A 14,470-nucleotide genomic window follows, 5' to 3' on the forward strand; every position below is an offset into this window, starting at 1 on the left:
TAGATTTTTGACTGAGAGGAATTTTAATTTTGTTTTTCTGACACTCCCTTAACGGCTTATCTAAACAAATGGGTACCTTTGCAGGTCGGTTTATCAAATTTTAAAGCACGCATAATTCCCTTTTGAGGAAAGAGATATATTGAATGGACTTTCGAGCAGCAAAGCAGAATCAGATATTTATTTTTATTGCAATTTTACTTCCGGTTATTTACGGAATTTTCTTTATACGAAATTTCACGTTGCCGTTAACCGGAGGAGGAGATGTTGATGAATGGGAATATGTTGGTTATTATTTATCTCAGAATCTCCGTTTTGATATTTTTCCGAAAGTTATCTTACAACAGAATCAGACGTTTTATCCATTCGGAACAACTCAGGCGTTTGCAGATTGGTCACTTGAAAGCAATTACTGGTTTGCCTTGTTTTATCGTCTCAAAGGGCATGGTGCCTGGCTTAATTATTATTATGTGTTAAGTCTTGTGGTCTCTTTTTTAGGCTCTTATTTGTTACTTAAAAAAGAATTTGGCCTGAAAAAAGCGTTTTTTGTAGGCTTTGTTGTTACATTTTTTAATTTTTATGCGCTCAACAAATATCCTCATCATTTTAACCATAGTACCATACATTGGACTATACTAAGTATATTTTCTGATTTTATTTTAGTCAAAAGAATAATTCTGAGAGAGCATATTTCGGTTAAGTGGGTGTTTTTAAAAGCTTTTTTACTGATAGCTACATTAGGAATGAACTTAGGATATATCTGTGGATTTGCTTTAACAAGTTTTGTTCTAAGTTTGATGGTTGTAGGTGTAGTGATTATTAAAAGATATAGCAAAAAGGAAAATCAACTGATTTTTTATTTAAGCAATTGGGGTAAGGAATTAAAAAATAGTCCGGCCTTGTATGTTTTCCTTTCGTTACCTCCACTGTTATTACTGTATTTTTATTTGCCCATTGTGTGGCAGATTTACCAGGAATCGCAGACTTTACATTTTAATAATGCGGAATCACCACATCTCTGGAGTCATCCATTAAGAATGATGTTTCCGTATTTTCCTTTTTTTAATGCTACAGAAAATCCACTGACAAATTTATTAAAAGATATGCCAGAGGGGTTAGGCTCAGGAAGTCCCGGGTGGTTTTGTTTGGGGTTAGGTATTATAGGGTATATTTCAAACTGGAAAAAATACTGGCTGGTTTTTTTGCCTCTGGTAATACTGTTAATTATTTCAACTTTTTATCATCCGAATAGAGTGCCGACTTTGAAAATTTTCCCGTGGGGAACTTTCAACCGTGTACCGTCGAGATTCACCTCTATTTTACCTGTTATCTTTTGTTGCTTTATATTACCGCTTGATTGGTATAAGCTAAAGATACATAAGATACTTACCGGTGTATTGGTAGTGTTGTTTCTGATAGAAGGCATAGTTGTTTATCAGTTTTTATATAAAAAGAGTCCTTATATAGTTGATGGTAATTTTTTTAACTATATGGCTGTGGTAGAAAAGCAGAAAGGGGAAGCAGTGCTTGATTTTCCGTTTTGTGTAGTGGGGGGAGATGGGACAGGCCTGAAAGAAAACCTTTGCCCGGTTTTTGTCTATACCTGTAATGTATATGCCATGCGAAGATTCCATCATAAAAAGGTGATAGGTGGGTATTATAGCCATATAAATCCTGTAGCTATTAAAGGCTTTGTTGAGATGGGTGTAGGGAAACTGACAAAACCTAATTATACTGACTGGCGGAGTGCTTCTATGGTTATTAACGAGTTTTCGGAAGAGCAACTGGCCTACTTTATTAAGTATTTACAATACAACGACTTTGTGGGAATCAACCTGTGCGTTGATTTGATACATGAAAAAATGTATAAACAAATCGTAGATAATATCGGAAAACCGACACAAAGTACACTATTTCCGGGTGCTGGGAGGGTGGTTTTTATTCCAAAACCAGATGCCTGGCGTAAGCTGACTGATAAAAACAAAGCGGCAGGAATGAAGTTTCCTTGTGGTTGTTGAGGAAGGAAAAGTATAAATTTCATTCAATTATAGGGTTCAGGCTTTTAAATGAAAAAAAAAAGCCGTTATTTTACGTTAGACTCGCAATTTTTAATTATTATAACAAAGATACGGATAGCCTTATGGCAAAACTATTTCATTTACAAACGTTTTCGTCAGAAAAGGGAAGTCTTACGGTTTTTGAAAAAATATTACCGGAAGGCATCAGGAGGATTTTTTATATTTATGATGCTGAGAATCAGATTAGAGGTGGTCATAGACACGTATTAGCTAATAATGCTTTAACTTGTGTTAGCGGGAGTTGCAAAGTTTTTGTAGATGATGGCGAAGAACAACATGTGTATGACCTTGATGCACCTGATATTTGTCTGTTACTTGACCCAAAAGACTGGCATGAAATGTATGATTTTTCAGAGAATGCTGTTTTACTGGTATTATCTGACCAGTTTTACGATAAGGAAGACTATATTTTTGAAAGATACCCTGAAAAAAAACTTAGTCCAATCCAATAAACCTGCTATTGAAAACAATTCTACATTAAAAAACCACCTTAGAATTGCGTCATAAGGTGGTATATCACAAAAAATCAGAAATTATAAAGTTTCTATAATGATATTATGGTTGGTATAGATACATATATCTGCTGCAATATTCAAGCCTTCCTGTACCATTTCTTGTGCACTTAATTTGGGGGCATGTCTCTTTAATGCAATGGCTGCCGATTGGGCATACATGCTTCCCGAACCAATTGCTGCAATCTGATTATCCGGCTCTAATACGTCGCCTGTACCCGAAATAACCAGAAGTTCTGTTTCATTGGCTATAATCAGCATGGCTTCTAATTTACGCAAGTATCTATCCATACGCCAGTCTTTAGCCAGTTCAATAGCTGCACGTTTCATATTGCCACCATAAGAATTGAGTTTTTCTTCAAAGCGTTCAATCAGCGTGAAAGCGTCGGCTGTTGAGCCTGCAAAGCCAGCTAATATTTTACCCCCATAGAGTTTTCTTACTTTTCTGACATTGCTTTTGGCAATAGTATTGCCCATAGTTGCCTGTCCGTCAGCGCCTAAAGCTACTTTTCCATCATGAATGATTCCAAGGACAGTTGTTGCGTGTATTTTTTCCATTTTATTCTTTAGATTCTATGGAAGAAATCTTCCAGATGTTTTCTTCCAGGTCAAATTTATAAATCAATGTGTGTATATAAGGCTTTTTTATATTTACGGTTACCGTAGCCTTTGTTTTGTCTATTTTAGTTGATGAACTATTTTTAAGTGCATACAACAATTGCGCAATAGTTGGCGGGTCTTGCGAAAGTAAATATCTGTCGTAATCAAGTCTTTCGGCTATCTCCTTTTTGGCTACAACAGACTGTTTGACTTTAAATTCATTTTTCAGATTTCTGAGATAAATGCTTGAAAACAAGCCTGTTTTCTCAATGACTGATAGGTAATTCTGCAAACATTTAGGGTTGATTTTAGTAATATCCATGCCCTCACCTTCAAAACATTCGTTTTCATCAGGCACTTGTGCAGGTTTACCTAACCAACTAAAGAATTTGCCAAGTCTTTGTTGAGGAGTCTGCTGTGCATGTAATGGAATAGCAAATGCTACAAAGCAATAAATCCCCCATATTTTCAATGAGGGATTTATCAGATGTTTTAATCGATATTCTTTTGCTAACATTTATACCAACAACTTGTAAGGTTCTTCAAGCAATTGTTTTAAGGTAACCATAAAGGCCGCACCTGTTGCACCGTCTACTACACGGTGGTCGCAGGTTAAGGTTAACTTCATGATATTAGTTGCAAAGAACTGGCCATCTTTTACACCTACGGTTTCTTTAATGGCACCTACCGCCAGAATACAAGATTCCGGTGGATTGATGATAGAGGTAAATTGCTCAATGCCAAACATACCTAAGTTACTTACGGTAAACGTATTACCTTCCCAGTCTTTGGGTTGTAATTGTTTGTTTTTTGCTTTTCCACCTAAATCTTTGGTTTCAGCCGCAATCTGTGACAGGGTTTTGGTATTGGCAAAACGGATAACAGGAACTAAAAGCCCTTCTTCAACCGCTACAGCCATACCAATATGCACATGGTGATTTTTACGAATCTTATCGCCCATCCACGAAGCATTTACCATTGGGTGTTTGGTTAATGCCGCAGAAACTGCTTTAATTACCATATCATTGAATGAAATTTTTACAGGAGAAATCTCATTCATGGCTTCTCTTGCCTTGATGGCTTTATCCATCGTGATTTCCATCGTCAGATAGAACTCAGGAGCAGAGAATTTAGATTCTGACAAGCGACGAGCGATGGTCTTACGCATTTGCGAAAGCGGTACATCTTCGTAACTTTCCTGACCAGCCGGAGCAGCGGCAACCGCAGGAGCCGTTGTTTGACTTGGTGCAGGCGTAGCAGGTTTAGCTTTTGGCTGGAAGGTGTCCACATCATTCTTGATAATTCTTCCGCCTTCGCCAGAGCCATTAACGTCTGATAAGTTAATGCCTTTTTCTTCGGCCAATCGTTTTGCTAATGGAGAGGCTAAAATACGACCATTATTAGCTGCTGCTGTGGTTGGTTCCGGCGTACTTGATACTTGTGCTTGAGGCGCAGCTGGTGTAGCGGCAGGTTTATCAGCTTCTTCGGGTTTGGCCGGAGCAGCAGGTGCACTTCCGGCATTTAATAAAGCCTGGTAGTCGGCACCTTCTTCACCTATTACAGCAATTACCTCATTTACTTTGGCGGCTTTTCCGGCTTCTACACCAATGTATAATAAGGTTCCGTCTTCATAGGCTTCTAATTCCATCGTAGCTTTATCTGTCTCAATTTCAGCCAGAATATCACCTGATTTTACTTTATCACCTACTTTTTTCAACCAGGTGTGTATCACCCCTTCTGTCATGGTATCGCTCAGAAGTGGCATTTGAACTGTTTTAGCTTTGATATTTGAAGTATCTACTGCCGGAGCAGCAGGCGCTGTAGGTTGTGTTGCAGGTTGGGCAGCAGGGGCTGACTCCTTTGATGCTTCGGCATGTTGAGCCGAGCCACCTCCACTTAAAAGGCTTTGATAATCTTCACCGGGCTTACCGATTACTGCCATGATAGCATCAACCGGAACAGATTGCCCTTTTTCTACGCCGATATATAGCAAAGTACCATCATAATAAGACTCCATATCCATGGTAGCCTTATCTGTTTCTACTTCTGCCAAAATATCGCCTGATTTTACAGTGTCTCCAACTTTTTTATGCCATGCTGCTATAACACCCTCTTCCATGGTGTCGCTCATCTTGGGCATTCGGATTACTTCTGCCATTTTAAAAATTTGCTTGGTTTTGGATTAATGATTTTGCTGTAAAGGCTCGTGTACTTTTAATAGAACATCATAGCTGAATAAAAAGTTACGTAGCTTTCAGCAATTTATTGATTTTACTTAGAATCGGTTTCAACGAATTTCTTCGATGCCCAAAATTATAATAAAGTCTGTGAATGTCAGTCATATTCCAACAAAAACTTTATACAATTATATATTCCGGTATAAATAAAAAGCCCTTCCGTTGGTAAATCAGGAAGGGCATTTATTTTTAGCTAATCTTTAATACAGCCATAAATGCTTCTTGTGGTACTTCTACTGTTCCAATCTGGCGCATCCTCTTTTTACCTTTCTTTTGTTTCTCCAATAGTTTACGTTTACGCGAAATATCACCCCCGTAACACTTGGCAATTACATCTTTTCGTAGCGCTTTTACTGTTTCACGGGCAATAATCTTGGCACCAATAGCTGCCTGAATAGCAATCTCAAATTGCTGGCGTGGTAAAAGTTCTCTTAGTTTTTCACACAACTTCTTTCCCCAGTCATAGGCCTTATCACGGTGTACAATTGCCGAAAGGGCATCAACCGGGTCACCATTTAAGAGAATATCTAATTTCACGAGGTTGGACTCACGGTAGCCAATGAGGTGATAGTCTAAGGAGGCATAGCCTCTTGATATGGTTTTTAGTTTGTCGAAGAAATCGAATACTACTTCCGAAAGTGGCATTTCAAAAGTCAGCTCCACACGGGTTGAGGTCAGGTACACCTGATTTTTCAGTATCCCTCTTTTTTCCATACACAAACCCATAATAGGCCCAACGTAGTCAGAGGCAGTAATAATCTGTGCATTGATAAAAGGTTCTTCAATCCAGTCGATATAGTTAGGATCTGGCATTTCTGACGGAGCAGAAACTTCCATTATCTCGCCTTTTTTATCAATCACATGAAAGCGTACTGATGGAACTGTGGTCAGTACAGTCATATCAAACTCACGTTCCAGACGCTCCTGTACAATTTCCATGTGCAACATTCCGAGGAACCCACATCTGAAACCAAAGCCTAAGGCGGCAGAAGTTTCAGGTTCCCATATAAGTGCTGCATCATTTAATTGCAGTTTTTCCATAGCCTCTCTCAAATCTTCAAACTCTGAGGTATCAACCGGATAAATTCCGGCGAATACCATGGGTTTTACCTCCTCAAAACCTTTAATGGCTTCTTTAGTAGGGTTTTCTGAGTGGGTAATGGTATCACCGACTTTTACCTCTTTGGCAACTTTAATACCTGAGATAATATAACCCACATCTCCGGAATCTACATAGTCACGGGGTTCTTTGGTTAAGCGCAGAATACCCACTTCATCAGCAATGTATTCTTTACCTGTAGCCACAAATTTTACTTTATCACCCTTAGAGATACGCCCGTTTTTTACCCGGAAAATTACCTCAATACCACGATAAGAGTTAAAGGTTGAGTCAAAAATTAATGCCTGTAATTCTGCATTCGGATTACCTTTTGGTGGATGAATACGATGGATAATAGCCGACAGAATTTCATTGATACCGATGCCTTCTTTGGCGCTGGCAGGAATAATTGAATCTCTGTCACAACCAATCAGGTCAACAATCTGGTCTTTTACCTCTTCGGGCATCGCACCGGGTAAATCAATTTTATTTAATACCGGAATGATTTCGAGGTCATGATCTAACGCTAAAAAAAGGTTACTGATGGTTTGTGCCTCAATTCCTTGCGAAGCGTCAACTACCAGCAATGCACCTTCACAGGCGGCAATTGAACGGGAAACCTCATAACTGAAATCGACGTGACCGGGGGTATCAATCAGATTTAATATATATTCCTGCCCTTCAAAATGATAATTCATCTGAATAGCATGGCTTTTTATCGTAATTCCTCTTTCTCTCTCCAAATCCATATCGTCAAGCACTTGTGCTTGCATTTCACGGTCCGAAATAGTATTGGTAAATTGTAGGAGGCGGTCGGCAAGGGTACTTTTGCCGTGGTCAATGTGTGCAATAATGCAGAAATTACGAATATTTTTCATCTAATGTTCAGTTCCGGATATTATAAGATAGCAGTCGTATTTTTTGGCTATCTGCTCTTTGTCTGTAACAACAAACTGACTTTAAAACGGGTGTTTTAAAAGAAAAACTGTATTACAAATCAATTATTTGCAAAAATAGTAAGAAAAGGAGGATAAAATGAAGATTTTAAAGATAATTATCTCCAACTAAATAATTACTCACATAATCCTGCACCGAATCTTCTAAGGAGGTAAAAGGCTTTTTATAACCTATCAGACGGAGTTTACTCATATTGGCCTGAGTAAAATACTGGTATTTGTCACGAATATCTTCAGGCGTATCTATAAAATCTATCTGGGGTTCCAGATTCAAAGCGGCAAAGGTAGCTTTGGCTAAATCAAGAAAAGTACGGGCTTTGCCTGTTCCGAGGTTATAAATGCCTGAGTTGCGGCGTGAGTGCATGAGGTGAATACAAACTTCTATCAAATCTTTTACATATACGAAGTCGCGCATTTGTTCGCCATCTTTATAGTCCGGCCGATGTGATTTGAAAAGTTTTATTCTACCGCTTGATTTAATCTGATTGTAGGCATGAAAAATAACCGAAGCCATGCGGCCTTTGTGATATTCGTTAGGTCCAAACACATTGAAGAATTTTAAACCAGCCCAGAAAAAAGGTGTATCTTTTTGCAACAAAGCCCATTTGTCAAAATCATTTTTTGATTCACCATAAGGGTTTAAAGGCTTTAGTTGCGGAATCACCAACTCGTTGTCGTCATATCCCAACTCACCGTTTCCATAGGTAGCTGCCGAGGAAGCATATATCAAGGGAATCTGGTAAAGATGGCACTTTTTCCATATCTGCTTCGAGTAGTTAAGATTTAATTTGTTGAAAATATCCTGGTCAAACTCTGTAGTATCTGTACGTGCACCAATATGAAAACAAAACTCAACTTCTGCCTGATTTTTATCTAACCATTCAAAAAATACATCACGGTTTACAAATTCCTGAATTTTTTTGCCCTCTAAATTCTTCATTTTCAAGGGATTAGTAAAGTCATCAACAGCAATAATAAAATTAAACCCGTCTTGATTCAGGCGTTGTATCAAACAGCTTCCAATAAAACCGGCGGCACCCGTAACAATTATCATAAAACTTTCGTAGTGTTATAAGATTGCAAATTTAGTACATTCATTAACGTAAATCCATAGACTTAACTTTGATTAAATTGCACTTTTTAAAGAATGTGCTTTCAATTAACCTCTACTGATGTAAGTTAATACTTTTTTGATGGTAATTTTGTGAAATTTTTAAGACAAACTTCGTTGTTTGAGAGTATAAAAAGAAAATCAAGTTAAAATATTATGATTTATATAACAAGACGTGAGCGATTCAATGCTGCGCACAGGTTATGGAATACAACATGGCCGGAAGAAAAAAACAGAGAAGTTTTTGGTTTGTGTTCTAATATACACGGTCATAACTGGGAACTGATTGTAACCGTGAAAGGTGAGATAGACCCTGATACAGGATTTGTGATGGACTTAAAAGCACTCAGCAAGTTGATGAAGCAAGAGGTAGTGGATAAAGTTGACCACACTTTTTTGAACGAAGATGTGCCTTTTCTGAAAGGAAAATTTCCAAGCACAGAGGTTTTTGCTGTAGAAATCTGGAAGATACTGGCTCCGATTATTAAAAATGATTATAACAGTACACTGCATTGTGTAAAACTGATAGAAACACCAAACCATTATGTGGAGTACTTTGGTGAATAAAATGTATTTCAGGAGCATCTGTTTTAAAGTTCAGTATAATCAATCATTCAGTCAATTACGAAGTTGTTCAGCATGAAATATTTTATTATAGCAGGCGAGAGGTCAGGAGATTTACATGGGTCTAATCTGGTTACTGCTATAAAAATGGCAGATAAAGAAGCTGAGATAGTAGGATGGGGGGGAGATTATATGGAAGCGGCAGGGGTAAATATACTGATGCATTATAAAGCCCTTGCCTTTATGGGGTTCTTTGAAGTGCTAATGAATTTGTCGAAAATTCTTGGGTTTTTTAAGGTCTGTAAAAAACAGGTACTTGACTACAAGCCTGATGCCATCATACTGATAGATTACGGTGGTTTTAATATGCGCCTTGCCAAATGGGCTAAATCACAGGGCTTTAAGGTATTTTACTATATTTCGCCTAAAGTGTGGGCCTGGAATCAGAACAGGGCGTTGAAATTGAAGCAGAATATCGACAGGCTTTTTGTTATCTTTCCGTTCGAGGTAGATTTCTTCAAAAAATTTGATTATGAGGTTGAATTTGTAGGTAATCCGTTGTTTGATGCCATTGCCACTTTTCGGCCAAACCCTGATTTTTTAAGCCAGAATAAGCTCAATGACAAGAAAATCATTGCCTTATTACCGGGTAGCAGAAAGCAGGAGGTAGAGAAGATGCTTGAATTGATGGTGGCCACCAAAAAGCAATTTCCCGAGTATAGATTCGTTATTGCAGGAGTCGGGAATCTGTCAAAAGAGTTTTATCAGCGGTTTTTAACAGATGATATCAGCCTTGTTTTTGATCAGGCTTATGACCTTCTGAGCCATGCCGAGGCTGCTATGGTAACGAGTGGAACAGCTACTTTAGAGACAGCCTTATTTGGTGTGCCACAAGTAGTTTGTTATAAGACCAGCCCAATTACCTACAGTATAGGCAAGATAGTTATTAGAGTGCCTTTTATTTCGCTGGTAAATCTGATTGCGCAAAAAGAAGTAGTAACAGAGCTTTTGCAAGATGAACTGACGCCCGAAAATATCGCCCTGGAAATTAAAATGGTATTAAATAATTCGGAGAGAAGAAAAGAGCAAATAGCTGAATATCAAAGAATTAGAAGCATTCTTGGCAGCACCGGAGCATCGGCTACAACGGGCAAAAGAATTGTAGAAATATTAAATAATAGTAGATTAGCGAATCATTGATGTATCATTAAAATTGTTTAAAATGAGATTTAGTAAAACCTTAATTATCTTAACTTTTACAGGACTAATTCTGTTTTCATGTAAAGAAAAGCCGGTGGTGTTGAAATCAAAAACAGAATATCTGGCAGGAACAGTTTCTAAAACATGGCGTAATACCAAAGCAGAAGCAACTGACCCAAGTAAACTAACCATAGATCTGGTACACACTCAACCTGATTGTGTCAAAGACAATATATTGATTTTTTATCCTGACCAAACTTACGAGTTTAAGGAAGGAGCAACCAAATGTAATGGTAGTGACCCTGATTTATTGCTGAAATCGAACTGGAGTTTTCTTGACAACGAAACCAAGTTTAAAATTGATAAAATTGTGTTTTTGGGAAGAGAGCTAAATGATACGATTTTTGATATTGTAGAACTGAACGATAATGTTTTTACGGGAAAAACTACGGTTACTTTAAACGGGGTTACTTATCAGTTTGTGGCTACATTTCAGCCTGTGCAATAAAGTATAGATAGCTGATAGAGAATAAATTTGACAAATTAGCAAATTGTATGGGTATTAAGGCTAAATTTGCGAACAAATATTTTTTTATTGGTGTTTATTAAGTCGAGCGGATTGTGAATTCGTGGTTTTTGAACTCTTCAACACGTCTAATATTTCGCTTTTTAAACCTAATATAGCGCTTAAAGCAAAAATACATGAGTAAAGACTTAGAATTATTAGAAGAATTAACAAGCTCTGAATATAAATACGGGTTTTATACAGATATTGAGGCTGACGAGGTTCCGGCAGGATTAGACGAAAGTGTTGTTCGTTTGATTTCTGAAAAGAAAAACGAGCCTGAATGGATGTTGGAATGGCGTCTGAATGCTTTCAGAACATGGCTTACCATGACTGAACCTAAGTGGGCAAATATTAAATATAGCCCGATTGATTTTCAGGGAATTAAATATTACTCTGCTCCTAAACAGAAAAAAGAAATTAATAGCCTTGATGAAATTGACCCTGAATTGCGTCGTACTTTCGAACGTCTGGGTATTTCGCTAAAGGAACAGGAGCGTTTAGCAGGAGTTGCGCCAAAACCTTTGTCGGGAGTTGCCGTTGATGCCGTAATTGACTCAGTTTCTGTAGCTACTACTTTTAAAGCTGACCTGAGAAAATTAGGAATCATTTTTTGTTCAATGTCTGATGCCATTCAGGAACACCCTGATTTGATAAAAAAATACTTAGGGTCAGTTGTGCCTGTCAAAGATAATTTTTATTCGGCACTAAATGCGGCTGTTTTCTCTGACGGTTCTTTCTGTTATATTCCAAAGGGTGTTCGTTGCCCAATGGAGCTATCAACCTATTTCCGTATCAATGCGGCCGGAACAGGTCAGTTTGAACGTACGCTGATTGTGGCTGATGAAGGCGCCTATGTAAGTTATCTGGAAGGCTGTACAGCACCTCAACGTGACGAAAACCAATTGCACGCCGCTGTAGTTGAAATTTATGCCCATAAAAATAGTGAAGTAAAGTACTCAACGGTTCAAAACTGGTATCCGGGTGATAAAGAGGGTAGAGGGGGTATTTATAACTTTGTAACCAAGCGTGGTTTATGTTTTGGTGAAGGTTCTAAAATATCATGGACACAGGTTGAGACTGGTTCGGCCATAACCTGGAAATATCCATCTGTAATTCTTCGTGGTGATAATTCAATCGGGGAGTTTTATTCGGTAGCTGTAACCAATAATATGCAACAGGCTGATACCGGGACCAAAATGATTCATATAGGTAAGAATACCAAGAGTCGTATTGTATCAAAAGGTATTTCGGGTGGGAAGAGCCAGAATTCATACAGAGGTTTGGTTGATATTTCTAAGAGAGCACAAAACGCCCGTAACTTCTCTCAATGTGACTCATTGCTATTGGGAGATAGATGTGGCGCACATACATTCCCGTATATTGAAGTAAATAACTCTACGGCCTCGGTAGAACATGAAGCCACCACTTCAAAAATTGGTGAAGACCAATTGTTTTATTGTAACCAGAGAGGTATTCCTACTGAAAAAGCAGTGGCTTTGATTGTGAACGGTTATGTAAAAGAAGTATTGAATCAATTACCGATGGAATTTGCGGTAGAAGCACAGAAATTATTGGAGATTTCTTTAGAAGGAAGTGTCGGATAATTTTTAGAATATAGATTATTGAAAGAAAGACTGCTCAGAAGGCAGTCTTTTTTGTTAGATACATTTTCTTTAAAAACTTGCTATCTGGTGTAAGAATCAGTAGCTTTGGTAAAACCTGAATCTACTAATTACAAACATGAGCGATCTTGATATACTGGCACACGCTTTACATTCATTAGCCAACATTGATGAAGAGGATTTTAAGATTTCGGCTGCTTATTGGCAAAAACGCACTTACAAAAAAGGCGAGTATTATAATGAGTACCGGAATGTATGTAAATACCTGGGATTTATCATTGATGGGGTATTCAGAACCTATTATGTAGACGATAATACCGGTGAAGAAAAGAATGTATTCTTTTTCTCAAAAAATCAGGTAGTGGTTTCATTTAAAAGTTTTATTACCCAAACCCCCTGTAACTACTTTACTCAATCAATGGTTGATTCAAGGATTTTATACATCCATATTGATGACCTCAACCGCTTGTATCAGCAATCACATAAATGGGAACACTTAGGAAGACTCATTGCAGAATTAGCCTTTAATGTTTCGATGAATCGTACTGAAAGTTTTCTATTCCAAACTCCTGAACAACGGTATTTACAATTAGTTGCAGACCACCCCGATATTTTCAATACCATTCCGCTGTATCAGATTTCATCTTATTTAGGCATTCAAGGCCCATCTTTAAGCCGCATTCGTAAAAGAATTATTGGTAAGTGATTATTTAATGGGTCAATTATACTCCGTGAAACTCTGTGTATTACTTTGTAACACCCCGTGGTTAAGTCATTCTTCATCACTGTATTGAATTTATAAAAAAATCTGTTGATAGCTTCGATTTTAACTTAGGTTAAAATTATTGTCAGGCTCATCTATGACATTTGTATCGTAATCATTAACGATTGCAACAAGACAGATTTTAAACATTAAACTCAATACTACAATGAAAAATTCAATCACCACCAAAAACATCGTATTCATCACAGGCGCTTTTGTTCACAATTCTTCATGGCAAGAGTGGCAGAAATATTTTGAAAACAAAGGCTATAATACCATTGCCCCAGCCTGGCCTTTTAAAGATGCGCCAACAGCTGCCGACCTGAGAAACAGACAACCACAAGATACTGATTTAGCAGCCTTAACCTTAGATGAATTGGTGAATCATTACGCAAAAATTGTAAGCCAGTTTTCTGAAAAACCAATTATTATTGGCCACTCGTTAGGAGGTTTAATTACTCAGATTTTAATAAACAGAGGTTTAGGCGCAGCCGGAATTGCTATTCACCCCGTTCCTCCGCAAGGTGTTTTTCCTTATGAGTTCTCATTCCTGAAAGCAGGCTGGAAAGCATTAGGATTGTTTACCTCATTGAAAAAAACTTACCTGATGTCGTTTGAAGACTGGCAATATGCGTTTGTGAACGGAATGCCTTTGGAAGCACAGAAAGAAGCCTATGAAAAAAATACGATTCCTGAATCAAAAACTGTGGCAAGAGGTGGATTGACAAGCGCTGCCAAGGTTGATTTTGCCAAACCCCATGCGCCATTACTGATTACATCAGGTGATAAAGATACCATCATCCCTGCTCACCTGAATATGCGTAATTTTAAAGCCTATAAAAATTCAGGTTCGGTGTTAGATTACAAAGAATTTAAAGGGAGAAACCACTACGTGTTGGGTCAACCAACCTGGAAAGAAGATGCCGATTATATTTTAGATTGGCTTCAAAAGCAATAATAGCTTGCTTTATAAATAATAAGGAGAGAGAACGCATTCATTCTCTCCCCTTATTATTTATTGTAATTCTTGAGTAACGGCGAATCCAATTCGCCGCCTAAAATAACAAAGCGGACGTCGCACGGGAATTATCATCTTATAGGCGCAGACTAAAGTCTGCACATAACATAAAAATTATTCAGTATAAATGATTTTTGAAATTTTG

General features: G+C 37.8%; 13 protein-coding genes. 8 read left to right on the forward strand and 5 right to left on the reverse strand.

Going from position 1 to position 14,470, the window contains the following annotated elements; translation table 11 throughout:
- Positions 1-143 precede the first annotated feature (143 nt).
- On the forward strand, positions 144-2,015 hold the full coding sequence (locus EWM59_RS08320) for a hypothetical protein (RefSeq protein ID WP_130020497.1): 1,872 nt from the start codon (positions 144-146) through the stop codon (positions 2,013-2,015).
- Between the two features lie 122 nt (positions 2,016-2,137).
- A complete protein-coding gene (locus tag EWM59_RS08325) occupies positions 2,138-2,527 on the forward strand; it encodes a sugar 3,4-ketoisomerase (RefSeq protein ID WP_130020498.1) in 390 nt (129 codons plus the stop codon).
- An 81-nt stretch (positions 2,528-2,608) separates the two neighbouring features.
- On the opposite strand, the gene hslV is transcribed toward EWM59_RS08325, so the two are convergent.
- The 5 genes from hslV to rfaD form a co-directional block, all read right to left on the reverse strand.
- A complete protein-coding gene (gene hslV / locus EWM59_RS08330; RefSeq protein ID WP_130020499.1) occupies positions 2,609-3,145 on the reverse strand; it encodes an ATP-dependent protease subunit HslV in 537 nt (178 codons plus the stop codon).
- A gap of 1 nt (position 3,146) precedes the next feature.
- On the reverse strand, positions 3,147-3,704 hold the full coding sequence (locus tag EWM59_RS08335; protein WP_130020500.1) for a hypothetical protein: 558 nt from the start codon (positions 3,702-3,704) through the stop codon (positions 3,147-3,149).
- Entirely contained in the window at positions 3,705-5,345 is a 1,641-nt protein-coding gene (locus tag EWM59_RS08340) for a pyruvate dehydrogenase complex dihydrolipoamide acetyltransferase (protein WP_130020501.1), read from the reverse strand.
- Between the two features lie 268 nt (positions 5,346-5,613).
- A complete protein-coding gene (gene lepA, locus EWM59_RS08345) occupies positions 5,614-7,401 on the reverse strand; it encodes a translation elongation factor 4 (RefSeq protein WP_130020502.1) in 1,788 nt (595 codons plus the stop codon).
- A gap of 166 nt (positions 7,402-7,567) precedes the next feature.
- Complete coding sequence (rfaD, locus tag EWM59_RS08350) at positions 7,568-8,533, reverse strand: ADP-glyceromanno-heptose 6-epimerase (protein ID WP_130020503.1); 966 nt, start codon at positions 8,531-8,533, stop codon at positions 7,568-7,570.
- Between the two features lie 213 nt (positions 8,534-8,746).
- Here rfaD and EWM59_RS08355 point away from each other — a divergent pair, with 213 nt between their 5' ends.
- From EWM59_RS08355 to EWM59_RS08380, 6 genes are all read left to right on the forward strand, one after another.
- On the forward strand, positions 8,747-9,157 hold the full coding sequence (locus tag EWM59_RS08355) for a 6-pyruvoyl trahydropterin synthase family protein (protein ID WP_130020504.1): 411 nt from the start codon (positions 8,747-8,749) through the stop codon (positions 9,155-9,157).
- Positions 9,158-9,229: 72 nt separating this feature from the next.
- Positions 9,230-10,354, forward strand: a complete 1,125-nt coding sequence (gene lpxB / locus EWM59_RS08360) for a lipid-A-disaccharide synthase (RefSeq protein WP_130020505.1) — start codon at positions 9,230-9,232, stop codon at positions 10,352-10,354.
- Between the two features lie 22 nt (positions 10,355-10,376).
- Positions 10,377-10,862, forward strand: coding sequence for a hypothetical protein (locus tag EWM59_RS08365; protein ID WP_130020506.1), 486 nt, complete (start codon positions 10,377-10,379; stop codon positions 10,860-10,862).
- A gap of 194 nt (positions 10,863-11,056) precedes the next feature.
- Complete coding sequence (sufB, locus tag EWM59_RS08370) at positions 11,057-12,526, forward strand: Fe-S cluster assembly protein SufB (protein ID WP_130020507.1); 1,470 nt, start codon at positions 11,057-11,059, stop codon at positions 12,524-12,526.
- 136 nt (positions 12,527-12,662) lie between these two features.
- Positions 12,663-13,250 (forward strand): Crp/Fnr family transcriptional regulator, encoded by a 588-nt coding sequence (locus EWM59_RS08375; protein WP_130020508.1) that lies wholly within the window; start codon positions 12,663-12,665, stop codon positions 13,248-13,250.
- A 223-nt stretch (positions 13,251-13,473) separates the two neighbouring features.
- Positions 13,474-14,265, forward strand: coding sequence for an alpha/beta hydrolase (locus EWM59_RS08380; RefSeq protein WP_130020509.1), 792 nt, complete (start codon positions 13,474-13,476; stop codon positions 14,263-14,265).
- The last annotated feature ends 205 nt before the right edge of the window (positions 14,266-14,470 follow it).

Origin of the sequence: Emticicia agri, assembly GCF_004168285.1 — a bacterium.
In the GTDB taxonomy this organism is placed as follows: Bacteria; Bacteroidota; Bacteroidia; order Cytophagales; family Spirosomataceae; genus Emticicia; species Emticicia agri.

Bases quoted from the DNA above. Each gene is read 5' to 3' on its own strand.
- rfaD (WP_130020503.1), bottom strand. From the start codon at position 8,533: ATGATAATTGTTACGGGTGCCGCCGGTTTTATTGGAAGCTGTTTGATA.
- EWM59_RS08340 (WP_130020501.1), bottom strand. From the start codon at position 5,345: ATGGCAGAAGTAATCCGAATGCCCAAGATGAGCGACACCATGGAAGAG.
- hslV (WP_130020499.1), bottom strand. From the start codon at position 3,145: ATGGAAAAAATACACGCAACAACTGTCCTTGGAATCATTCATGATGGA.
- EWM59_RS08365 (WP_130020506.1), top strand. From the start codon at position 10,377: ATGAGATTTAGTAAAACCTTAATTATCTTAACTTTTACAGGACTAATT.
- EWM59_RS08325 (WP_130020498.1), top strand. From the start codon at position 2,138: ATGGCAAAACTATTTCATTTACAAACGTTTTCGTCAGAAAAGGGAAGT.
- EWM59_RS08335 (WP_130020500.1), bottom strand. From the start codon at position 3,704: ATGTTAGCAAAAGAATATCGATTAAAACATCTGATAAATCCCTCATTG.
- sufB (WP_130020507.1), top strand. From the start codon at position 11,057: ATGAGTAAAGACTTAGAATTATTAGAAGAATTAACAAGCTCTGAATAT.
- EWM59_RS08355 (WP_130020504.1), top strand. From the start codon at position 8,747: ATGATTTATATAACAAGACGTGAGCGATTCAATGCTGCGCACAGGTTA.
- lepA (WP_130020502.1), bottom strand. From the start codon at position 7,401: ATGAAAAATATTCGTAATTTCTGCATTATTGCACACATTGACCACGGC.
- EWM59_RS08380 (WP_130020509.1), top strand. From the start codon at position 13,474: ATGAAAAATTCAATCACCACCAAAAACATCGTATTCATCACAGGCGCT.
- EWM59_RS08375 (WP_130020508.1), top strand. From the start codon at position 12,663: ATGAGCGATCTTGATATACTGGCACACGCTTTACATTCATTAGCCAAC.
- EWM59_RS08320 (WP_130020497.1), top strand. From the start codon at position 144: ATGGACTTTCGAGCAGCAAAGCAGAATCAGATATTTATTTTTATTGCA.
- lpxB (WP_130020505.1), top strand. From the start codon at position 9,230: ATGAAATATTTTATTATAGCAGGCGAGAGGTCAGGAGATTTACATGGG.